The organism is Pseudoxanthomonas sp. CF385 (assembly GCF_900104255.1).
Classification (GTDB): domain Bacteria; phylum Pseudomonadota; class Gammaproteobacteria; order Xanthomonadales; family Xanthomonadaceae; genus Pseudoxanthomonas_A.
This window is the reverse complement of sequence record NZ_FNKZ01000001.1, coordinates 1,061,961-1,084,258: the sequence shown is the minus strand read 5'-3', so window position 1 is coordinate 1,084,258 and position 22,298 is coordinate 1,061,961. Positions and strand designations below refer to the sequence as shown.

Here is a 22,298-nt window from a genome sequence, read left to right as displayed (position 1 = left end):
ACGAGGAACCCACGATGCTGAAGCCCATTTCCACGACGCTGCTGGCCCTGGCCCTGGCCGCACCCCTGCCGGTCTTCGCGCAGCAGGACGATGCCGCCCAGCAGAAGGAACTCGACGCCGCGCGCGCCGACCTGCAGCGCGCCGCCAAGCGCGTGGCCGAACTCTCGCGAGGCGCCGGCGCCGTCCGTTCGCCGGTCGAGATCGATCACCTCATCGTGCGCCGCCCGCGCCTGGGGGTGCTGCTGTCGGGCGACGACGCGACAGGCGTACGGATCACCGGGGTGACGCCGGACAGCGGCGCTGCCAAGGCCGGGCTGAAGGCGGGCGACCGCCTCGTGCGTGTCGGCGGCGAAACGGTCAACGGCAGTACCGGCGACGCGCGCGTGGTGCACGCACGCAAGTTGCTCGCCGACCTCAAGGTCGATACGCCCGTACGGATCACCTACCAGCGCGACGGCAAGACGCACGAGGCGGGCGTCACGCCCACGCAGGTGTCGCCGCGCGTCGCGTTCGCGGGCGAACGTCCGGGCGCGGTCTTCTTCCATACGGGCGAAGGCGGCATGCCACGGATCGAAGGCGTGCCGATGCCGATGGGCGAGATCGACACCGTCATCGCGCCCGAGGTCCAACGCGAGCTGCGCCAACTCGGCCGGCTGGGCGACTGCAAGGGCGAGGATTGCCGCCTGCCCGCGCTGGCCGAGGCCTTCCGCTGGAGCAACCTCAACCTGGCGACGGTCGATGCCTCGCTCGGTCGCTACTTCGGCACCGAGAACGGCGTGCTCGTCCTGTCCGTGGGCGAGGAACTCGCCGGCCTGCAGGCCGGCGACGTGATCCGCAAGGTGGACGGCAAGCCGGTGGCGACGCCGCGCGACGTCACCCAGGCACTGCGCGACAAGCCGGAGGACGCCAAGGTCGCGGTCGAGTACCTGCGCGATCGGCAGACGCGGACCAGCACCGTCACCGTGCCCAAGGCCGCTGCGTTCCGGTTCCCGTCGACCTCGCGCGTCGTGGTGAAGCCGCGCGTGGCCGAAACGGCCGGCAAGGCGCCGACTGTCGTGGAGCGACGGCGCGTGATGATCGTCGACCAGGACGGCAAAGTGCAGACCTTCGAGGACGACGGCGGCGAGACGCCGCTGCCGCCTCCGCCGCCCGCGCCGCCCGCACCCCCTTCCGGCAAGGGCGGCACGCTGCTCTGACACGCATTATTAGAAGAGAAACCCGTGAATCCCCTGCCCCCGCATCCGCGGGGGTCTTTTTTTGGCGAAGAGCGGCACGTCCCTGTGCCGGAGAGAACCTTCAGCGGGACGGCCCGGCCGTGGCGGCACGTTCCGTGGGTGCGGGCTCGACCCAGTCGGCGAACACCTTGGCGATGGCCGCATCCGCGACGGGCTTGCCGTCCTGCACGTCGCCGGCTTGGGTGAACAGCGGGATGATCATCGCCATGCCGTCGACCTTCGTCTTCAGGCGCACGCCGGGCGCCTGCGCCAGGAAGCCGTTCCAATGCGCGCGCACCTTGGCCCAGTACCCGGCGGTCGCCTGCCAGTAGTCGCGCGCCGGCTTGAAGTCGATCTCGGTGGTCTTCAGGTAATCGTTGAAGCCGAACTCGCGTGCCAGTTCCACCTGCGAGCCGTCGGGCTTGCGCAGCACCTTGGTGTTGAACTGCTCGTGGGTCCAGCCGTTCGGCGTCAACGTGTGGCGATTGACCACGGAGAGCGCGTTGTAGTCGCTGCGCTTGGTGTATTCGCGCCGCGGCAGCGGGCGCCAGCTCAGGTCGCTGGTCCAGGTGGCGACGCCGTTGGTGTAGTCCCAGCGCCCGGTACCGCAGTAGCGCGGCGCATCGCTGACTTCGTACACGCACTGCGTCCACGCGCCGCGCGTGGCATCGGCGGGAATCGCGCGCACGTTCCACGTCTGGTCGGCGCTGAACTCGAAGCGCATGGGTGCCTCGTAGGTCCAATCCTGCCGCCAGTGCTTGGTGACGTGTCCGCTCTTGGCATCGACCAGGATGTGCTGGAGGACGATCCGCGTCGGCGTGTCCTCGACGACGATGACGGTTTCGTCGCCGCCGCTGCGCATGGCGGCCTGGCGCTCGTAGCCGGGCTGCAGCAGGACGGTTTCGTCGAAGGCGAAGTCGACGGTGTAATCGCCCTGCATCGCCAGGATCGACTGGCGGTCGCGGACGGGATCGGCCGCGCTGGCCTGGCTTGCGGCCAGCAGCAACGCGGTGGACAGCAGGGTGGCGACCGGTGTGTTCATGGTGGCTTCTCTCATGTGAGTCTGATCAGCGGAACGACCTTGTCGTCCGTCTCCTTGGGGGTTTGTCGATCCGCGCCCGGCGCGGGCGCGGTGTAGCGGAGCGACGACGCGCAGCAGCAGTCGTGCAGTCCGCTTTCCAGCTCCGCGCCTTCCGCTTGGGCAATGCGGCGCGCGGTGTTCACGCCCAGCACCGACATCAGCGACAGGCTGGCCGCGAGCACGGGCAGTGCGGCGGGTTGCGGCACCGCGTGCAGCTGCAGCGCGCACGCGTGCCACTGGCCGCCGAGCAGGCGCCCGGCAAGCCGCTGCCACAGGCGGTCGGCCAGGCCGGCGGCCTCGCCATCGGTGCCTTGCGGCAGCGACGCGACCAGGCGATCCCAGGCGACGAAGTCGCTGTCCGGCAACAGGCACAGGCGCCAGCAGCAGCGGCCCTGCGCGTCGAAGAACAGCAGGCGTTCGTCCAGGCCGTCGCTGCCCACGCCGGTGTGTGCTTCCACCCGTACTGCCTGCTGCCAGCCGGCGAGTTCGCTGCCGTGCTGCGTGCGGTACAGGCACAGCACCGGGCCCAGCGCCGCCAGTTGCGCGGCACCCGGGAACGCATCCGCGGATGCGCCCGCGACGGGACCCGGGAGTGCCCGCAGCATCGGCATGGCGGTTACCAGCTCACCGCCAGACTGGCCGACAACGTGCGGCCCGGCGCGGTGTAGCGATCCAGCGTGGTGCTGCCGGTGGCGACGAGCGTCATGTCGCCCGCATCGATGTAACGGCGATCGGCCAGGTTGAACACGCCGACGTTGAACTTGGCCCCGGGTGCGAAGTTCCAGTGCGCGTACAGGTCCAGCACGCCATAGCCCCCCTGGCGGTAATAGTCCGGATCGGAGACGCGGCGCTTGCGGTCGACGAAGCGTCCCGCCAGTTCCGCGCCCCAGACGTCGGCGTCGTACGCCAGGCCCAGCGTCGCGGTCAACGGATCGACGCTGTCCAGCGCCGTATCGGTGCTGCGGTCCTTGCCGCGCGACCACGCCGCCGCACCGCGCAGCGACCAGCCGGACCATGCGTCGGACAACGCGCCGATATCGAGGCCGGCCTTCAGCTCCACGCCGTGGATCTGGGCTTCCGCGATGTTCTGCGACTGGTAGACCATCAATCCCGCATCGTTGTAGCCGATGAAGCGCATCGACTCGATGAAGTCGTCGTAGCGGTTGTAGTAACCCGACAGGCTGGCGTACGCCACCTTGCCGGCGTATCGCACGCCGAGCTCCACGCCGTCGCTGGTTTCGGGCTTCAGGTCGGGATTCGCGATCGCCGTGTAGCCGAACTGCACGTTGGTGAAGCCGATGTTGACGTCGTTGTAGGGCGGGGAGCGGAAGCCATGCGCGTATCCGCCGAACAGCGACCAGGCCGGCGCGAAGGTCCACACCATGCCGAGCTTGGGCGACACGCTGGTCTCCCGGATATCCGCCAGCGCGACGCCAGGATTGTCGGCATCGAAGATGGCGTCGTGCTGCGGGTCGAGGCGGTAGTGGTCCACGCGCAGGCCCGGCACCAGCCGGAAGGCGCCGTCGGCGAAGCTGATCTCGTCCTGCACGTAGAGCGCCGCGGTGGTGGTCTTGCTCACCGGGAAGTCGCGCACCGGGAACGTGTCCGGCGACATCACCGGCGTGCTCACGCCGGTCAGCGGGAACGTGCGCAGGCCGTCGCGCTTCTGCCGCGTTTCGGTGCGCGTCACGTCCACGCCATAGATCAGATCGTGCCGGACCGTCGCGCCGAACGCCTTGCGGAAGTTCGCCTGCAGGCCGTACGTGCGCTGGTCGAAGTTGAATTCGCGCTCGCGGATGTCGCGCAGTGTCGGCGCAGGCAGCGTGCGTTCCTCGCGCGTGTACTGGGTGGTCTCGCTGTCCTGGCGGTAGACCTGCCAGTCCAGGCTGTCGGCGAAGCCGGCCGAAAGATCGTCCCACTCGTGGGCGAAGGCGACGCGCGCGCGCGCCTGGTGGTCGCGGGCGATGACGCGGTCGTTGGTGGCGCGCGTCAGCGACTGGAAGCCCTGCTGGGTCAGCAGGTCGGTATCGGCGCTGTCTTCATTGCCTTCCACCGTCAGGCGGAACCGCTGACCCTCGCTCGGCGCGAAGACCAGCTTCGTCAGGAGGCTGCGGCCGTCGCGCTCCTGCGGATTCGGGAGCGTGCGCGCGGCGCCGATGCCGGCGACATCGCCCTGGTTCTCGGTTTCCTGGCCCTGCCGGTGACCCACGCTGACCAGGCCGCTCCAGCGCTCGCCGCCGAACGCCGCGGTGGCGTTGCCGAACAAGCCGTTCCAGCTGCCGTCATAGCCCAGGCGGAAACCGAAGTACGCATCCTTGCCGTCGTCGAGGTAGTCCGACGGGTCCTTGGTGATGAAGGAGACCACGCCGCCGAGCGCGTCCGAGCCATACAGGGAACTGGACGGCCCGCGCACGATCTCGACCTGCTTCAGCGTATCGAGATCGACGAAGTTGCGGTTCGCGTTGGAGAAGCTGCCGATCGAGAACGCGTCGGGCACCGGGATGCCATCGGTCTGGATGCGCACGCGGTTGGCTTCCAGGCCGCGAATGCGGAACCCGCCCAGGCCGAAGCGACCGAAGCTGGAGGTCACCGTCACGCCAGGCTCGTAGCGCACCAGGCCCTTGATGTCGCGGACCAGGCGGTCGTCCAGTTCCTCGCGGTCGATCACGCTGACGGTGTTCGGCACGTCGGCGACAGCGCGCTCGCTGCGCGTGGCGGTGACCTGGATGCGCGTCAGCTCATTTGCATCGGCACTGGGGGAGGAAGACGAAGCCGCATCGGCGGCGGGAGCGGCATGGGCATGGCCGGCAAGGGCCAGCCACACGGCCGCGGTGAGCAGCGTGGGACGCATCATGGCGTACAGCATTCCTGTGGGTGGTAAGAAGACCCGGAAGGCTGGCGGCCGGAAGTTCCTTGGCTGGCGCCCGGTGGAGAGAGGTGGTTCGCCGCGGGGCACCGTGGCGGCGCATCGTCGCAGGGACGGTGCGCGAATTACTTGGTGAGGATCAGCTTGTCGTTGCTGGTGTGGCGCAGGCGGTAGATGCGGTCGCCGTGGCGGATCAGCACTTCGCGCTGACCTTTCAGCAGCGCGGCGCTGTCGAGGACGTCCTCGGCGCGCGGTTCGGCGTGCGGCAGGGAAAGGCGCTCGCGCAGCGCCAGCGAATCGGCCGTGGGCAGTGCAGTGACGTTCGAGATCATCGGGAAGCTCCGGGTGGAACGGCTCCTGATGATAATGATTCTTATTTGCGAGTCAACACCCTCGCCCACATGGAAGGCATCAGTCGGCGGCGGCCGTGAGCCGCGCCCACACCCCTTCGTCGTAGCGGGCCGCCAGATCGAGCGCGGCCAGGTTCTCCCGCAGCTGCTCCGGCCGGCTGGCCCCCAGGATCACGGTCGATACGTGGGGATTCTGCAGGCACCACGCGATCGCCAGCGGCGCCGGTTTTTCGCCCAGTTCGGCCGCGACCGCGGCGTAGCGGGTCGCGCGTTCCTGCCGCTTTGCGCCGGCCGCGCCCAGGATCATCCGGCGCAGATCCTCGTGCCCGGCCCGGCCGAGTCGGGTGTCGCCGGCGATGTCCTTGCCGTACTTCCCGGTCAGCAGGCCCGACGCCAGCGGCGACCAGGTGGTCGTACCCAGGCCCAGTTCGGCGTAGAGCGGCGCGTACTCCAGCTCCACCCGCTGGCGGTGCAGCAGGTTGTACTGGGGCTGCTCCATGGTGGGGCCGTGCAGGTGGTGCCTGCGCGCGATCGCGGCCGCCTCGCGGATGCGCGCGGCGGGCCATTCCGACGTTCCCCAGTACAGCACCTTGCCCTGACGGATCAGCGTGTCCATCGCCCATACGGTTTCCTCGACCGGCGTGTCCGGATCGGGGCGATGGCAGAAGAACAGGTCGAGGTGCTCCACCTGCAGTCGACGCAATGCGTCGTGGCAGGCCTCGGTGACATGCTTGCGCGACAGGCCGCGCTGGGTCGGCCGAGGATTTTCCGCCGCGCCGAAGCAGACCTTGCTGGACACGCAATAGCCATCCCGCGGCAGGGCCAGCGCACGCAACGCCTCGCCCATCACGCGTTCGGCCTCGCCGTGGCCGTAGACCTCGGCGTTGTCGAAGAAATTGACCCCGTGGTCCCAGGCCAGCGCGATGAGTTCGCCTGCCTCCCGCGGCCCGACCTGCTGGCCGAAGGTCAGCCAGGCGCCGAAGGACAGCGCTGAAACCTGAAGTCCCGACGTACCCAGGCGGCGATACTGCATGGCGTGCTCCAGCGGTGGCTTAACACCCCATCCTAGCGCCCGTTCCGGTCGACGGCACGGCGACAAATGAGAATGGCTCCGCCATCGGCGCGACGTGCGCCGTACAATCCGCGCACTTTCCTCCTCCGGGGAGTAGCCCACCCGTCCAGACGGGGTCCGCGCGTCAACACACTTGGTCGACGACCATGGTGCGCGGGACGAAGCGAAACGCTTCGCCGGGCAAGACCGAAGGCAGGCGTCGCGCTAACCCGGGCCGGGCAGTGCGTCGTTTGCCTTCGCGTCCATCGCGAATGCCTGGCCCCGGAGTCCTTGATGTTGTCCCTGCACGCCCTGCTGGTCTCCACCGGCACCGTCACGCTTGCCGAAATCGGCGACAAGACCCAATTGCTGGCCCTGCTGCTGGCCGCCCGCTACCGCAAGCCGTGGCCGATCGCGCTGGGCATCCTGGCCGCGACCCTGGTCAACCACGCGATCTCCGCCTGGCTGGGTGCCGAGTTGACCGAATGGCTGTCTCCCGAGGTCCTGCGCTGGGTCGTGGCGGGCAGCTTCCTGGCCGTGGCGCTGTGGACGCTCAAGCCCGACACCCTGGAGGACGAAGCCGACAACCTGCCGGCGCATGGCGCCTTCCTGGCCACCACGGTGGCGTTCTTCCTGGCCGAGATCGGCGACAAGACCCAGGTCGCGACGGTCCTGCTGGCCACCAAGTACGACCCGCTGTGGCAGGTCATCGCCGGCACCACGATCGGCATGCTTCTGGCCAACCTGCCGGTGGTCTGGCTGGGCCACCGTTTCGCCGACAAGCTGCCGCTGAAGCTGGCCCGCAGTCTGGCGGCCGTGGTGTTCCTCGCCCTCGCCGCGTGGGTGGCCTGGCGCGGCGTAGGCTGAACGACCGGGACGGGGCCGCACGGCTGCTAGACTGCCCGGTCAGAACAACACGCAAGGTCTGGGGGAGTACATGCTGGAAGTCTTGGGGCGGATCGGCTTCGGCCTGTTCGGCCTGGCGGTGCTGATCGGCATCGTCTGGCTGTTTTCCAACAACCGGAAGGCCATCGACTGGAAGCTGGTCGCCACGGGCGTCACGCTGCAGATCGGCTTCGCCGCCCTGGTGTTGCTGGTGCCGGGCGGGCGTGAAGTCTTCGACTGGCTGGGCCACGGCTTCGTGAAGATCCTGGAGTTCGTGAAGGCAGGCTCGGGCTTCATCTTCGGCAGCCTGATGGATACCGAAAAGTTCGGCTTCATCTTCGCCTTCCAGGTGCTGCCCACCATCATCTTCTTCGCTGCGCTGATGGGCGTGATGTACCACCTCGGCGTGATGCAGTTCATCGTGCGGATGATGGCGCTGGCGATCACCAAGGTGATGCGTGTGTCGGGCGCCGAGACCACCAGCGTCTGCGCGAGCGTATTCATCGGACAGACGGAGGCGCCGCTGACGGTGCGTCCGTACATTCCCAAGATGACCGAGTCCGAGCTGATCACGATGATGATCGGCGGCATGGCCCACATCGCAGGCGGCGTGCTGGCGGCCTATGTGGGCATGCTCGGCGGCGGCGATCCGGAACAGCAGGCCTTCTATGCCAAGCACCTGCTGGCCGCGTCGATCATGGCGGCGCCCGCCACGCTGGTGGTGGCGAAGTTGCTCATCCCCGAAACCGGCACGCCGCTGACCCGCGGCACGGTGAAGATGGAAGTCGAGAAGACGTCCAGCAACATCATCGACGCCGCTGCCGCCGGCGCGGGCGATGGCCTGAGGCTGGCGCTGAACATCGGCGCGATGCTGCTGGCCTTCATCGCCCTGATCGCCCTGATCAACGCGCCGCTGACCTGGCTGGGCGAGATCACGGGCCTGGCGTCGGCCATCGGCAAGCCGACCGACCTGGCCACCATCTTCGGTTACCTGCTGGCGCCGATCGCCTGGGTGATCGGCGTGCCGTGGCAGGACGCGACCACGGTGGGTTCGCTGATCGGCCAGAAGGTGGTCATCAACGAATTCGTCGCCTACCTGCAGCTGGCCGGCATCGTGAACGGGCAGACGCCCGGCGTGACGCTGACCGAGGAAGGTCGCCTGATCGCGACCTACGCGCTGTGCGGCTTCGCCAACTTCAGCTCGATCGCGATCCAGATCGGCGGCATCGGCGGCCTGGCGCCGGAGCGGCGTTCCGACCTGGCGCGGTTCGGCCTGCGCGCCGTGCTCGGCGGCACCATCGCCACGCTGATGACGGCCACCATCGCCGGCGTGCTGTCGCACTTCGGCTGACCGCGGATGCGGCCGACGGCCGCATCCGGCGTCCTGTTTACGTTCTCCTCCGGTGACGGCGGCATCGCTGCCGTCCGGACCCCAGGTACCCTGAAATGACCACGTCCTCTTCCCTGTCCGCCCGCGTCGCCGTCGTGGGCTCCTTCAATGTCGACCACGTGTGGCGTTGCGATGCCTTGCCGGCCGCCGGCGCCACCATCGCTGGCCGCTACGCCAGCGGTGCGGGCGGCAAGGGCTTCAACCAGGCCATGGCCGCGGCGCGCTCAGGCGCGGCCACCACGTTCGTGTGCGCGCTGGGCGACGATGCGGGCGGCGCGCTCGCCCGCGGGCTGGCGGCGGAGGACGGGCTCGATTTGCGCACCCAGGCCAGCGACGAACCCACCGGGACCGCCGGCATCTACGTGGACGCGCACGGCCGCAACACCATCGTGATCGGTGCGGGCGCCAACGCCGTGCTGGATCCGGCGTTCCTGGCGGCGCAGGAAGAGGTCCTGGCCTCCGCCGCCGTCCTGTTGACCCAGTTGGAGTCGCCCGCGGACACCGTGTTGGCCGCGCTGCAGAACGCGCGCCAGCGGGGCGCGACGACCGTCCTGAATCCGGCGCCGGCCAACGCCGGCACCACGACCGAACTGCTGGCCCAGGCCGACGTCATCACGCCGAACGAGACGGAGTTCGCCGCGCTGCTGGCCCGCCACCTTGGCGAACGCCTGAGCGCGGACGACGTGGCCACGCTCGATGGCGTGACACTGCACCAGCATTGCCGCCAGTTGTTCCCCCACGGCACGGTGGTGGTGACGCTGGGCGCCACCGGCGTGTATGTCTCGCACCCCGACGAGGCGCTGCGGGGAGACGCGCGTCCGCACTATCGCGTCGCCGCCGAAGCGGCGACCGTGGTGGATACCACCGGGGCTGGCGACGCGTTCAATGGCGCGCTCGCGGCGTCGCTCGCGGAGAACGCGGCGTCTTCCTTCGCCGACCACGTGCGCTTCGCCAACCGCTATGCCGCGCTGTCGACGGAACGCGCCGGCGCCGCGCTGGCGATGCCGACGCGTGCGGAGTTGCTGGCGCGGCATCCGGAGTAAACGCTCCGGCCCGGTTCGCCGGCCCGTTTCGCCGGCCCGCGCAGCGGCGGATAATGCCGGCATGCAGATCGGTCCCTACCGCCTCGACCCACCCGTGATGCTGGCCCCGATGGCCGGCGTCACCGACAAGCCGTTCCGGCTGCTGTGCAAGCGGCTGGGCGCGGGCCTGGCGGTGTCGGAAATGACGATCAGCGACCCGCGTTTCTGGAACACCGCCAAGTCCCTGCACCGGATGGATCACGACGGCGAGCCCAGCCCGGTCAGCGTCCAGATCGCCGGCACCGAACCGGAGCAGCTGGCGAACGCCGCGCGCTACAACGCCGACCACGGCGCGCAGATCATCGACATCAACATGGGCTGCCCGGCCAAGAAGGTCTGCAACGCCTGGGCAGGCTCGGCGCTGATGCGCGACGAGGCGCTGGTGGGCCGCATCCTCGAAGCCGTCGTGAAGGCCGTCGACGTGCCCGTGACGCTGAAGATCCGCACCGGCTGGGACTGCGACCACCGCAACGGGCCGGCCATCGCGCGCATCGCGGAGGAAAGCGGCATCGCATCGCTGGCCGTGCATGGCCGCACGCGCGACCAGCACTACACGGGCACTGCGGAGTACGAAACCATCGCGGCGATCAAGGCCGCGTTGCGCATCCCGGTGGTCGCCAACGGCGACATCGACTCGCCGGCCAAGGCGGCGCACGTGCTGGCGAAGACCGGCGCCGATGCGGTGATGGTCGGCCGCGCCGCGCAGGGCCGGCCGTGGATCTTCCGCGAGATCGCGCATTTCCTCGCCACCGGCGAGCTGCTGCCGCCGCCAGCGCTGGAGGACGTGCGCGACATCCTGCTCGGCCACCTGGAAGCATTGCACGCGTTCTATGGCGAACCGCAGGGCGTGCGGATCGCCCGCAAGCACCTGGGCTGGTACGCGAAGGACAGGCCCGAGAATCTCGCCTTCCGTGCCGTCGTGAACCGCGCGGAGAGCGCTGGGCAACAACTGCGCCTGACCCGCGACTACTTCGACGCCCTGATCGCCGGCGATGTGCTGCCGACAGCGGCCTGATGCCACGGAGATCTCCCATGACCGAACCCGACGCGCCCTACCTGCACGGCTTCTCGACGGTGGAACAGGCCCGGCTGGTGAAGCAGGCCCGACTGCTCGAAAGCACGCTCTTCAACCACGTGGATTACACGGGCGTGCGCCGCCTGCTCGAAGTCGGCAGCGGCGTGGGTGCGCAGACCGAGATCCTGCTCCGGCGCTTCCCCGACCTGCATGCCACCTGCGTGGACCTCAACCAGGTGCAACTGGATGCCGCGCGCGACAACCTGGCGAGGATGCCGTGGTGCCGCGACCGCTACACCCTGCAGCAGGCCGACGCGAGCCGCCTGCCGTACGGCGCGCGGGACTTCGATGCGGCGTTCCTGTGCTGGATCCTCGAGCACGTGCCCAACCCCGCGCGCGTGCTCAGCGAGGTGCGTCGCGTGCTGGCACCGGGTTCGCCGATCTACGTCACCGAGGTGATGAATTCCTCCTTCCTGCTGCACCCCTATTCGCCCAACACGTGGCGCTACTGGATGGCGTTCAACGACTTCCAGTACGACAGCGGCGGCGATCCCTTCATCGGCGCGAAACTGGGCAACCTGCTGCTGGCGGGCGGCTTCCGCGATGTCGTCACCGAGATCAAGACGGTGCACTTCGACAACCGCGAGCCCGCTCGGCGCAAGGACATGATCGCGTTCTGGGAAGAACTGCTGCTGTCGGCGGCGGACTCGCTGGTCGCCGCGGACCGCGTGACGCAGGAGATCGTCGACGGCATGCGCCGCGAGATGCACGACGTGCAGAACGATCCCGATGCGGTGTTCTTCTATGCCTTCGTGCAGGCCCGCGCAACGGTTTACTGACGAAGGTAAGCGGACGGTAAACATGACCGGAGTCACGGTGCGTTCCGGCACTGGGGCGCCGCGCTCCGCCGCAGGAGGATGAGCGCGCCGGTTCCCCTGCCGGCCTGCAGGACACCGCAGCCACAAGCGGTAATCACCTCCCCCGGAGGATCCCCATGAACGCAAGAACCGCGTCCCTGATGGCGGCCGTTCTGGCCGTCTCTCCCTTCGCCGCACATGCCGACGACTCCGTCGCCCAGCTCGCACGTGAAACCGGCCTTAGCGAACGCAACATCCGCATGGTGCTCGGCGCCCGCACCCCGTATGCGGAGTACCGCACCCAGTTCGATCGGGTGAACTGGACCCTGAAGCGCGCCGTCGGCGACGAGAACTATCGGCGGCTGATGAACGGCGAACAGGTCGTGCTGGAACGCCGGGCAGCGCCCGACGCCGAGCGCGCCGTTGCGGACAAGGCACCGGCGACCGACAAGAATGGCACCGCCGCCGGCTCGTGATCAGGGCGCGGCTGGCGGCCCTTCGGCATCGACGGCCAGCGCATGCAGGGCCGTCGATGAAGGGTCGGCGATCCGTTGCCTCATCGCATCGAGCAGGTCGCGCAAGCCGTCGTAGCCTTTCACCGGCGACTCCCAGGGGTGTTGGCGGGGCGGTACCGCCTGCCAATGCCCCTCGCGTAGCGCGGCCACGTCGAAACTGAAGGTGTAGTTCGGCTCCAGTCCCATGCGCAGGTCCGAGAGCACCAGCCGGTCCTGGCGGACCTGCGCGCGCATGAAGCCGCGGTTGAACCACGACAAGCGATCGACCGCGGGAATCCCCCGCGCGAGCCGCAAGGCCTGCACGTTCGAGGGATAGCCGCGGAAGTGCATCCGGCCGTCGTCGACCAAAACCGAGCGTTCGGCTTCGACATAGCCCGACGGCGTCATCGCCACCACCCGCCACAGCAGCGTGTTGAACGGCATCGGCACCGAAAAGTACGGCGCATCGCCCAGCCCCATGGCGGCGAGCGTGCGTTCGGCCTCGCGGTCCACCATGGCCTTTGCCAGTAGCGACCAGCCCAGGTACGCGCTGCTGAGCGCCAGGCCCGCCACCAGCGCGCGTTGCGCGGTGGCGCGCTCGCGCAGGAACCACGCCGCCACGCAGGCGATCAGCAGCCAGACCGTGTACAGCGGATCGATGATGAAGACGCTGGACCACATCGTCGGTGGCGGAGTGAGCGGCCACCACAGCTGCGTGCCGTAGACGGTGAAGGCATCCAGCAGCGGATGCGTGAGCAGCGCCAGCTGGATCGCCCAGAACCAGCGCGTGGGCGCCGCAGCGACGCGGCCGTGGCCGAAGCGCTTGAACAGCCACCACAGCAGCCACCCGAGCAGCGGCAGGACGAACAGGGAATGGCTGAAGCTGCGGTGCACGGTCATCAGCGTGACCGGGTTGTCCGAGAACAACGCGATCGGCAGGCTGTCGAGATCGGGGAGCGTGCCGAGGGCCGCGCCGGCGAGCAGGGCGGCACGTCGATGCGCCGCGGGGGCGATGGCGGCGGCGAGGGCGCCGCCGAGGACGATCTGGCTGAGGGAATCCATGCGGCGATCCTAGCAGCCGCCGCCGGGATTCCTCACGCCGCGCGCGGCACGTCCTGCGGCACCAGGCGGAGGCGCGGCGCGACCTCGGCCAGGATCTGGCCCGTGTGCGACAGCAGGCACAGGCTGCCGTCGGCTTCCTCGCTGAGTGCCGTGAGGCTTTCGACCCAGTCGCCGTCGTTCGCGTACAGCAGGCCGTCGCGCTGGAGCAGCGACGCACGATGGATGTGGCCGCAGACGATGCCGTCCAGTCCGCGGCGCCGGGCATCGTCCAGTCCCGCCTGCACGAAACGGGCGATGTAGCGCTCGGCCGCATCGCTTTGCCGCTTCAGGTATTCCGCCAGCGACCAGTAGCGGAGGCCGAACCGGCGACGCAGCTGGTTGGTCAGCCGGTTGCCGGTGAGGATGCGGTAATAGAGCCAGTCGCCGAACTTTTCCTGCAGCCCGCCGAAGTGGGTGATGCCGTCGTAGTCGTCGCCGTGCGTGACCAGCAGCCTGCGTCCGTCCAGCGTGGTGTGGATCGCGCGGCGCCTGACCTGCATGGCGGGCAGCATCAGGCCGCAGAAGCGACGGATCGGCCTGTCGTGGTTGCCCGGCACATAAATGAGCTCGGTGCCGTTGCGCACGAGCGCATGCAGCGCCTCGATCACCCGGTTGTGGGCCGCGTCCCAGGACGCGCGGCGCTGCGCCATCCACCACAGGTCGACGATGTCACCGACCAGGTACAGCCGCCGGCAGCGCAGGCCGCCGAGGAAGTCCGCGAACTCGGCCGCATGGCAGTGCTTGGAACCCAGGTGCACGTCGGAGACGAAGACCGCGCGCCGCATCGGGGGTGGCGCGGCCAGCGGACTCATGCCGCCGTCTCCGTCGGCCACGCGTCGCCCAGGTAGCGTTCCCGCTTCTTCGGCCGGATGCGATGCAGGTCCACCTCGATCAGGCCGTCGATCGAGTCGCTGAAGTCCGGGTCCACGCCGAAGGCGAGGAAGCGCGCGCCGCCCGGTTCGCAAAGCTCGGTGTACTGCTTGTAGAGCATCGGCACCGTCGCCCCCAGGGTATCGAGGTTGGTCTTGAGCACACGGAAAGCGGTATCGGCCTCGAGCGTATCGAAGCAGGGCGGCGTGGCCGTGTAGCGGAACGGATGGCGCGAGCGCGCCTCGCCGTTCGGATCGCCGTAGTAGTGCGCGTAGTACGCCACGATCTGTTCGCGCGCATGCAGCGGCAGGGCCGCGCTCATCGACACGGCGCCGAACAGGTAACGCACCCGCGGATGTCGGCGCAGGTAGGCACCGATGCCCTGCCAAAGGTAGTCGATGCTGCGGCTGCCCCAGTAGTCGGGCACCACGAAGCTGCGGCCCAGTTCCATGCCGGACGCCAGGCGGGGCAAGGCGTCGTCCGCGTAGTCGAACAGCGAGGCGGTGTAGAGGCCCTTCAGGCCCTGCGCCGCCAGTACGGGCGCACCGCGCGCAAGCCGGTAGGCACCGGCGATCTTCTTCTGCGCGGCATCCCACAGCACGATGTGCTCGTACCAGGTGTCGAACGCGTCCACGTCCATGCGCTTGCCGGTGCCCTCGCCCACCGCGCGGAACGTCAGTTCGCGCAGCCGCCCGATCTCGCGCAGCAGCGGCGAACCGCCGGCCAGCCGGCCCACGCAGATCCGCTTGCCGTCGGTGGTCTCGCCGAGCACGTCGAGCGCATCGATGCAGACCACGAGCGCATCCGGTGCCAGCGCGTCGACCAGGGGTTCCTGCACCTCGGCCGGCGGCGCCACGCGTTTGGCGGCACGGCGGCCGAGCGCGTACAGCGCCTCGCGCACCTGGCGGATGAGCGTGGCGGGGTCGACGGCCGGATCCAGCCGCAGCGGCTGGCCCACGTGCAGCTGCAGGCGACGCTGGCTGCGGCGGAACATCTCGCGCGCCAGCAAGGCCGTGCCCGCCGGCTTGAACAGCGCCGATGCGCCGTAGAAGAACGCGGAGTTGCGCGCCACCACGCGCACCGGCAATACCGGTGCGCCGGTGGCCCGGGCGAAGCGCAGGAAGCCGCGGCGCCAGCGCGTGTCGCGCACGCCGCGCGGGCCCAGGCGGGAGACTTCGCCGGCCGGGAACACGATCACGCACTGCTCGGCTTCCAGCGCCTGCTCCACCGCGCGCACGCTGTCCGCGCTGGGCTTGCCGCCGAGGATGCGCACCGGAAGCAGCAGCGAGGCGATCGGGGTGATCCCGGACAGCATGTCGTTGGCCACGATGCGGACGTCGCGCCGTACCCGGCCGACCATCTGCAGCAGCGCCAGCGCATCCAGCGCACCGGACGGATGATTGGCCACGATCAGCAGGCGTCCCTGCGCCGGGATCCGCCGTGCGTCCTCATCGGCGACGGCAGGCCGCAGATTGAGGTGGTCGATGGCGGCGTCGATGAAGTCCAGGCCCAGCAGGTGGCCATGGTCGGCCAGGAAAGCGTAGGCCTGGTCCAGCCGGGACCAGCGGCCCAGGGTGCGCAGCAACGGACCCGTCAGCCGCGCACGGCGGCCGCGGAACCAGTGGGGATAGCGTTCGGCGATCTGGCGTTCCAGCGGGTGCATGGGCAGGGGCTGGCGGCGGGGTTTCGCCGCGCAGCCTGCGCCTGGCCGGCGACAGCACGGTTTCCGTTTTCTGGCAGTCAGGTGACAGCGCGCCGCTTGATCCGTGCTTAACCCCCGGCGACCCTGAACGGCGCAGAATGCACGCACCGCCTCCGGCGTGTATCATTCGCGCCCATCTTTTCATCCGAATCAAAGGATAATAAGCCTGATGTCCAGCTACCTGTTCACCTCCGAATCGGTCTCCGAAGGCCATCCGGACAAGATCGCCGACCAGATTTCCGACGCCGTGCTGGACGCCATCCTGGCCCAGGACAAGCGCGCACGCGTGGCCTGCGAGACGCTGGTGAAGACGGGCGCCGCCATCGTCGCCGGCGAAGTCACCACCACCGCGTGGGTCGACATCGAGTCGCTGGCCCGCAAGGTCATCAACGACATCGGCTACGACAATTCGGACGTCGGTTTCGACGGCCACACCTGCGCGATCATCAACATGCTCGGCAAGCAGTCGCCCGACATCAACCAGGGCGTCGACCGCAAGAAGCCGGAAGAACAGGGCGCGGGCGACCAGGGCCTGATGTTCGGCTACGCCTGCAACGAGGCGCCGGAATTCATGCCGGCCCCGCTGTACTACAGCCACCGCCTGGTGGAACAGCAGGCCAAAGTGCGCAAGAAGGGCAAGCTGAAGTGGCTGCGCCCCGACGCCAAGTCGCAGGTCACCCTGCGCTACGACGGCAACACCGTCCTGGGCCTCGACGCCGTGGTGCTGTCGACCCAGCACGACCCGGACATCAAGCAGAAGGACCTGATCGAAGCCGTGCGCGCCGAGATCCTTGTGCCGGTGCTGCCGAAGAAGTGGCTGGACGCGCTGCCGAAGAACAAGGTGCACATCAACCCGACCGGCAAGTTCGTCATCGGTGGCCCGGTGGGCGACTGCGGCCTGACCGGCCGCAAGATCATCGTCGACAGCTACGGCGGCATGGCCCGCCACGGCGGCGGCGCGTTCTCGGGCAAGGATCCGTCGAAGGTGGACCGTTCGGCCGCCTACGCCGCGCGCTACGTGGCCAAGAACATCGTGGCCGCCGGCCTGGCCGACAAGTGCGAAGTGCAGGTCTCCTACGCCATCGGCGTGGCCGAGCCGACGTCGATCTCGGTGACCACCTTCGGTACCGGCCGGGTCGGTGACGACGTGATCGAGAAGCTGATCCGCAAGCACTTCGACCTGCGCCCGTACGGCATCACCAAGATGCTCGACCTGGAGCACCCGATCTACCAGCCGACCGCCAGCTACGGCCACTTCGGCCGCAAGCCGCGCGAGATCAGCTACGTGGACGGCGCCGGCAAGAAGCAGACCGCGACCGCCTTCTCCTGGGAGAAGACCGACCGCGCCGAAGCCCTGCGCAAGGACGCCAAGCTGAAGTGACGACCCGGCGCGCCTGCCTTCGCAGGCGCCTTTGCCGGGCCGTCATCCCCGCGCAGGCGGAGATCCAGTGACTCAAGAAACGGGCCGCTCACGCGGCCCGTTTTCTTTTCCGGCGAAGGCCGCACGCCCCACCCCGGGATCGGTTAGCCTGCGCGCCTCACCCTGCGGAGGCATGCCATGGAATCGCTGAAGAGCCACCAGCTTTCGATGACGGTGCTGATGACGCCGGACATGGCCAACTTCTCCGGCAAGGTCCACGGCGGCGCCATCCTCAAGCTGCTCGACCAGGTGGCCTACGCCTGCGGCAGCCGCTACGCCGGCAAGTACGTGGTCACCCTGTCGGTGGACCAGGTGATGTTCCGCCAGGCCATCAACGTGGGCGAACTGGTGACCTTCCTGGCCTCGGTGAACCACACCGGCACCTCGTCGATGGAGATCGGCATCAAGGTGGTGGCCGAAGACATCCGCAAGCAGAGCGTGCGCCACGCCAACAGCTGTTTCTTCACCATGGTCGCGGTCGACGACGAGGGCCGCACCACCCCGGTGCCACCGCTGGAGCCGACCACGCCGGACGAAATCCGCCGCTTCGCCGCCGCGCGCCTGCGCCGCCAGCTGCGCGAGGAGATGGAACGGCGCCACGCCGAACTGGGCAGCCGGGCAACGGAAACGGCCTGATCGGCGCGACTGGCGGCGCCCCCTCGCCTGCCGCTAGGATCGCGGCACACGTCAGGAAGACCGTATGTCACACGACAGCAACCGGCGTCCCATCGCCGCCCGCGCCAGCGGATGGGCGCGCTCGATCAGCGCCGCCCTCGCGCGCTCGTCCGTCACCCCGAACCAGATCTCGGTGCTGAGCATCGTCTTCGCCGCCCTGGGTGCGTGGCTGCTGTGGCTCGCCACGCCGCTCGCGCTGATCGCCGCGGCGGCGTGCATCCAGCTGCGGTTGGTCTGCAACCTGCTGGACGGCATGGTCGCGATGGAAGGCGGGAAGAAGACGCCGACCGGTGCGCTGTACAACGAGTTCCCGGACCGCGTGGCCGACTCGCTGCTGTTCGTCGCCCTCGGATACGCCTGCGGTGCGGCATGGCTGGGGTGGTTGGGTGCACTGGCGGCCGCGCTCACGGCCTACGTGCGCCTGGCCGGCGGCAGCCTGGGTCTGCCACAGGATTTCAGGGGACCGATGGCCAAGCAGCACCGCATGGCGGTACTGACGGCGGCCTGCCTGCTGGGCGCTGCGGAAGCGGCCTTCGCGCACACCGGCTGGGCGTTGCGGATCGCCGCATGGGTCATCGCGTTGGGCGCGTTGCTGACCTGCATCACCCGCAGCCATGCCATCGCCGCGGCGCTGCACGCACGGGACGGCGCATGATCAGCCACCTGCTGGCCGCTGTCAGCAAAGCGCTGATCGGCGCCTACCCGCGCTGGATCGGCAGCCAACCCGAACCCCGCCAGCGCATCTACTTCGCCAACCATGCCAGCCATCTCGACACGGTGGCCCTGTGGTCGGCGCTGCCACCCGCGCTGCGTCGCACGACGCGGCCCGTCGCCGCGCGCGACTACTGGGGCGGCGGCGGACTCAAGGGCCTGATCGCGGGACCGGGCCTCAACGTGGTGCTGATCGACCGACAGCGCGTGGACGCCGATGCTGATCCGCTGCAGCCGCTGTATGAAGCACTGGACGCGGGTGCGTCGCTGATCCTGTTTCCGGAAGGCACGCGCAATCCCGACACCACGCTGCTGCCGTTCAAATCCGGTCTGTACCACCTGGCGCAGCGCTATCCGCGGGTCGAGCTGATCCCGGTCTACCTCGACAACGCCCGGCGCAGCATGCCCAAGGGCAGCCTGTTGCCGGTGCCGCTGATCTGCACGGTGCGCTTCGGCACGCCGTTGGCGACGCAGCCGGGCGAAGACAAGGCCGGCTTCCTGCAGCGCGCACGCGACGCCGTGCTGGCGCTCGCTCCCTGATCCGACGAAGGACCGCGACCATGGACTCCCTGCCTTTCAACGGCTTCATCCGCACCGCCATCGCGCAGGCGCCGGGCAAGTTCTGGTGGATGATCGGCGGCGTGATCGCCCTGCTGGTGGTGGCGTCGACCATCGGCTGGCTGCTGGGCAGGCGCAGGCCCTCGGCCGTGGTCGACAACCTCAACGCGCGCATCAACGCCTGGTGGGTGATGGTCGGCGTGCTGCTGGTGTGCTTCCTGATCGGCAAGATCGCCACCCTGGTGCTGTACGCACTGCTGTCGTTCTTCGCGCTGCGCGAGTTCCTCACCCTCACGCCTACCCGGCGCGGCGATCACCTGGCGCTGTGCCTGTGCTTCTACGTCGCGATCCCGCTGCAGTACTGGCTGATCGGCGTGGACTGGTACGGCCTGTTCGTCATGTGCATCCCGGTCTACGGCTTCCTGCTGCTGCCCGCGATCACGGCGTTGCAGGGCGACACCGAGGATTTCCTGGAACGCAACACCAAGGTCCAATGGGGCCTGATGCTCACCGTCTACTGCCTGAGCCATGCGCCGGCGCTGATGCTGTTGAGCATCCCCGGCTACGAAGGCCAGAACCTGATGCTGCTGTTCTACCTGCTGCTGGTGGTGCAGTTGAGCGACGTCCTCCAGTACGTGTTCGGCAAACTGTTCGGCAAGCGACTGCTGGCGCCCAAGGTCAGCCCGTCCAAGACCGTCGAGGGTCTGGTCGGGGGCGGCCTGTCCGCGGCGCTGATCGGTGCCGCCTTGTGGTGGGTGACGCCGTTCACGCCGCTGCAGTCGGCCCTGCTGTCGCTGCTGATCGTGCTGTGCGGCTTCCTGGGCGGGTTGGCGCTGTCGGCGACCAAGCGCAGCCTGGGCGCCAAGGACTGGGGCACGATGATCGAAGGCCACGGCGGCGCCCTGGACCGGTTGGACTCGGTGGTCTTCGCGGCGCCGGTGTTCTTCCACGTAGTGCGCTACAACTTCCAGTAAGCCGCCGCGCCCCTCGCGCCGGCTACAATGGGCGCATGTCCCTGATGCAATTCCAGCGGGTCGACTTCAGCGTCGGCGGGCCGCTCCTCCTCGAACACGTCGACCTGTCCATCGAACCCGGCGAGCGCGTCTGCATCGTCGGCCGCAACGGCATGGGCAAGTCCACGCTGATGCGGCTGATGGCCGGCGAACTGAAGCCCGACGACGGCGAGATCCGCGTGCAGAACGGCGTGGTGGTCGCACGCATGGCCCAGGAGGTCCCGCAGGACACGCAGGGTACGGTGTTCGACGTGGTCGCCGAAGGCCTGGGCGACCTGGGCCATCTGCTGGCGCGCTACCACCATGCGCTGCACGACGGCGACATGGACGCGATGGGCGAGGCGCAGGCGCAGATCGAGGCGCAGCATGGCTGGGACCTGGACCTGCGCGTGCAGCAGGTGCTGACGCGTCTGGAACTGCCCGAGGAAACCGACTTCGCCGCGCTGTCCGGCGGCATGAAGCGCCGCGTGCTGCTCGCGCAGGCGCTGGTGCGCAACCCCGACATCCTGCTGCTGGACGAACCGACCAACCACCTCGACATCGAGGCGATCGCCTGGCTGGAAGGGTTCCTGAAGTCCTTCGGTGGCAGCATCGTGTTCGTTACCCACGATCGCAGCTTCCTGCGCTCGCTGGCCACGCGCATCCTCGAGATCGACCGCGGCCAGCTGACCAGTTGGCCCGGCGACTACGACAACTACCTGCGCCGCCGCGAGGAACGGCTGCATGCCGAAGCGCAGGAGAACGCGCGCTTCGACAAGCTGCTCGCGCAGGAAGAGGTCTGGATCCGCCAGGGCATCAAGGCGCGCCGCACCCGCAACGAGGGCCGCGTCACCGCCTTGAAGGCGATGCGCCGTGAGCGTGCGCAACGGCGCGACCTGTCTGGCAACGTCAGGATGGAAGCCGCCGCCGCGCAGTCGTCAGGCAAGAAGGTCATCGAGGCCAAGGACATCACCCAGGCCTACGACGGCCGCACGTTGCTGGACGACGTGTCGGCGACGATCATGCGCGGCGACCGCGTCGGCATCGTCGGACCCAACGGCGCGGGCAAGTCGACGCTGCTGAAGATCCTGCTGGGCGAGCTCGCCCCGCAGCAGGGCGAAGTGAAGCTGGGCACCGGCCTGCAGATCGCCTACTTCGACCAGCACCGCAGCCAGTTGGACGATTCACGCACCACCCTGGAGAACGTCGCCGAAGGCAGCGATTTCGTCGAGATCAATGGCAGCCGCAAGCATGTCATCGGTTATCTGCAGGACTTCCTGTTCTCGCCCGAACGCGCCCGCGCGCCGATCACCCGACTGTCCGGCGGCGAGCGCAACCGCCTGTTGCTGGCCAAACTGTTCGCGCAGCCGTCCAACCTGCTGGTGATGGACGAACCCACCAACGACCTGGACGTCGAGACGCTGGAACTGCTGGAAGAACTGCTGCTCGACTACAAGGGCACGCTGCTGCTGGTCAGCCACGACCGCGACTTCCTCGACAACGTGGTCACCAGCACGCTGGTGCTGGAAGGCGAAGGACGACTGGGCGACTACGTCGGTGGCTATTCGGACTGGCTGCGCCAGCGCCGCATGCCGGCGGGCGCCGCCACGGCATCCGCGCCGGTCAAGCCGGGGTTGTCGAAGCAGCCCGAACCGGTGGCCGCGAAGCGCAAACTGGGGTTCAAGGAGGCGCGCGAGCTGGAACAGCTTCCGGCGCGCATCGAAGCGCTGGAAGCCGAGGTGGCCAAGCGCACTGAAGCGATGAACGACGCCGCCTACTACCAGCAATCCCCGGCCGACCTGCAGCGTGCCAACGACGAGCTCGCCGCGAAGCAGGCGGAATTGGACCATGCGTACCAGCGCTGGTCGGAGCTGGATGGATAAGCCCAGGACGGTGGGAGCAGGTGTGGGAGCGACGTAAGTCGCGATGGCATGCCGGTAACGCCTCATCGCGACTTACGTCGCTCCTACACCACAGATCTCGC

Annotated in this window: 20 protein-coding genes and 1 pseudogene; 13 read left to right on the top strand and 8 right to left on the bottom strand. The window is 68.8% G+C overall.

Annotated elements, in window-relative coordinates; genetic code table 11:
* Positions 1-14 precede the first annotated feature (14 nt).
* Complete coding sequence (locus BLT45_RS04770; RefSeq protein ID WP_093295809.1) at positions 15-1,196, top strand: PDZ domain-containing protein; 1,182 nt, start codon at positions 15-17, stop codon at positions 1,194-1,196.
* Between the two features lie 100 nt (positions 1,197-1,296).
* Here the strand turns inward: BLT45_RS04770 and BLT45_RS04765 are convergent, their stop codons facing one another.
* From BLT45_RS04765 to BLT45_RS04745, 5 genes are all read right to left on the bottom strand, one after another.
* On the bottom strand, positions 1,297-2,256 hold the full coding sequence (locus BLT45_RS04765) for a DUF6607 family protein (protein ID WP_093295806.1): 960 nt from the start codon (positions 2,254-2,256) through the stop codon (positions 1,297-1,299).
* An 11-nt stretch (positions 2,257-2,267) separates the two neighbouring features.
* Positions 2,268-2,900: a ChuX/HutX family heme-like substrate-binding protein gene (locus tag BLT45_RS04760; RefSeq protein WP_093295803.1), complete on the bottom strand. Its 633-nt coding sequence runs from the start codon at positions 2,898-2,900 to the stop codon at positions 2,268-2,270.
* A gap of 11 nt (positions 2,901-2,911) precedes the next feature.
* The gene (locus BLT45_RS04755; RefSeq protein ID WP_093298548.1) at positions 2,912-5,149 is read right to left on the bottom strand and encodes a TonB-dependent hemoglobin/transferrin/lactoferrin family receptor; all 2,238 of its coding nucleotides are present in this window, start codon (positions 5,147-5,149) and stop codon (positions 2,912-2,914) included.
* A 137-nt stretch (positions 5,150-5,286) separates the two neighbouring features.
* A complete protein-coding gene (locus BLT45_RS04750; RefSeq protein WP_093295800.1) occupies positions 5,287-5,493 on the bottom strand; it encodes a hemin uptake protein HemP in 207 nt (68 codons plus the stop codon).
* Between the two features lie 79 nt (positions 5,494-5,572).
* Positions 5,573-6,544 carry an aldo/keto reductase gene (locus BLT45_RS04745; protein ID WP_093295797.1) on the bottom strand — a complete coding sequence of 324 codons (972 nt, stop codon included), beginning with the start codon at positions 6,542-6,544 and terminating at the stop codon, positions 5,573-5,575.
* Between the two features lie 312 nt (positions 6,545-6,856).
* Between BLT45_RS04745 and BLT45_RS04740 the strand changes: the two genes are divergently transcribed.
* The 6 genes from BLT45_RS04740 to BLT45_RS04715 all read left to right on the top strand — a co-directional run bounded on the left by BLT45_RS04740 (position 6,857) and on the right by BLT45_RS04715 (position 12,267).
* Complete coding sequence (locus BLT45_RS04740; RefSeq protein WP_217629529.1) at positions 6,857-7,429, top strand: TMEM165/GDT1 family protein; 573 nt, start codon at positions 6,857-6,859, stop codon at positions 7,427-7,429.
* Between the two features lie 70 nt (positions 7,430-7,499).
* Positions 7,500-8,798 carry a NupC/NupG family nucleoside CNT transporter gene (locus BLT45_RS04735; protein WP_093295794.1) on the top strand — a complete coding sequence of 433 codons (1,299 nt, stop codon included), beginning with the start codon at positions 7,500-7,502 and terminating at the stop codon, positions 8,796-8,798.
* A gap of 95 nt (positions 8,799-8,893) precedes the next feature.
* Positions 8,894-9,880, top strand: coding sequence for a ribokinase (locus BLT45_RS04730; RefSeq protein WP_093295791.1), 987 nt, complete (start codon positions 8,894-8,896; stop codon positions 9,878-9,880).
* Between the two features lie 61 nt (positions 9,881-9,941).
* Positions 9,942-10,934, top strand: a complete 993-nt coding sequence (gene dusB, locus BLT45_RS04725) for a tRNA dihydrouridine synthase DusB (RefSeq protein ID WP_093295788.1) — start codon at positions 9,942-9,944, stop codon at positions 10,932-10,934.
* Positions 10,935-10,951: 17 nt separating this feature from the next.
* Entirely contained in the window at positions 10,952-11,773 is an 822-nt protein-coding gene (locus tag BLT45_RS04720) for a class I SAM-dependent methyltransferase (RefSeq protein WP_093295786.1), read from the top strand.
* Between the two features lie 179 nt (positions 11,774-11,952).
* Positions 11,953-12,267: a hypothetical protein gene (locus BLT45_RS04715; protein WP_093295783.1), complete on the top strand. Its 315-nt coding sequence runs from the start codon at positions 11,953-11,955 to the stop codon at positions 12,265-12,267.
* Between the two features lie 120 nt (positions 12,268-12,387).
* On the opposite strand, the pseudogene BLT45_RS04710 reads toward BLT45_RS04715, so the two are convergent.
* The 3 genes and pseudogenes from BLT45_RS04710 to BLT45_RS04700 all read right to left on the bottom strand — a co-directional run.
* Positions 12,388-13,347 (bottom strand): annotated as a pseudogene (locus BLT45_RS04710) (metal-dependent hydrolase); the annotation flags it as partial.
* A 32-nt stretch (positions 13,348-13,379) separates the two neighbouring features.
* A complete protein-coding gene (locus BLT45_RS04705; RefSeq protein ID WP_093298542.1) occupies positions 13,380-14,198 on the bottom strand; it encodes a UDP-2,3-diacylglucosamine diphosphatase in 819 nt (272 codons plus the stop codon).
* Positions 14,195-15,919, bottom strand: a complete 1,725-nt coding sequence (locus BLT45_RS04700; protein WP_175455725.1) for a bifunctional ornithine lipid synthase OlsF — start codon at positions 15,917-15,919, stop codon at positions 14,195-14,197. The genes BLT45_RS04705 and BLT45_RS04700 overlap by 4 nt, the downstream gene beginning before the upstream one ends.
* Before the next feature lie 208 nt (positions 15,920-16,127).
* Here BLT45_RS04700 and metK point away from each other — a divergent pair, with 208 nt between their 5' ends.
* The 6 genes from metK (at position 16,128) to BLT45_RS04670 (ending at position 22,197) form a co-directional block, all read left to right on the top strand.
* The gene (gene metK, locus BLT45_RS04695; protein ID WP_093295777.1) at positions 16,128-17,339 is read left to right on the top strand and encodes a methionine adenosyltransferase; all 1,212 of its coding nucleotides are present in this window, start codon (positions 16,128-16,130) and stop codon (positions 17,337-17,339) included.
* A gap of 177 nt (positions 17,340-17,516) precedes the next feature.
* Positions 17,517-18,014, top strand: a complete 498-nt coding sequence (locus BLT45_RS04690) for an acyl-CoA thioesterase (protein ID WP_093295772.1) — start codon at positions 17,517-17,519, stop codon at positions 18,012-18,014.
* A 64-nt stretch (positions 18,015-18,078) separates the two neighbouring features.
* Positions 18,079-18,708: a CDP-alcohol phosphatidyltransferase family protein gene (locus BLT45_RS04685; protein ID WP_093295769.1), complete on the top strand. Its 630-nt coding sequence runs from the start codon at positions 18,079-18,081 to the stop codon at positions 18,706-18,708.
* Complete coding sequence (locus tag BLT45_RS04680) at positions 18,705-19,304, top strand: lysophospholipid acyltransferase family protein (RefSeq protein WP_093295767.1); 600 nt, start codon at positions 18,705-18,707, stop codon at positions 19,302-19,304. Before BLT45_RS04685 ends, BLT45_RS04680 begins: the two co-directional genes overlap by 4 nt.
* 89 nt (positions 19,305-19,393) lie before the next feature.
* Entirely contained in the window at positions 19,394-20,296 is a 903-nt protein-coding gene (locus tag BLT45_RS04675) for a phosphatidate cytidylyltransferase (protein ID WP_254771840.1), read from the top strand.
* Positions 20,297-20,331: 35 nt separating this feature from the next.
* Positions 20,332-22,197, top strand: coding sequence for an ATP-binding cassette domain-containing protein (locus BLT45_RS04670; protein WP_093295761.1), 1,866 nt, complete (start codon positions 20,332-20,334; stop codon positions 22,195-22,197).
* Positions 22,198-22,298 lie beyond the last annotated feature (101 nt).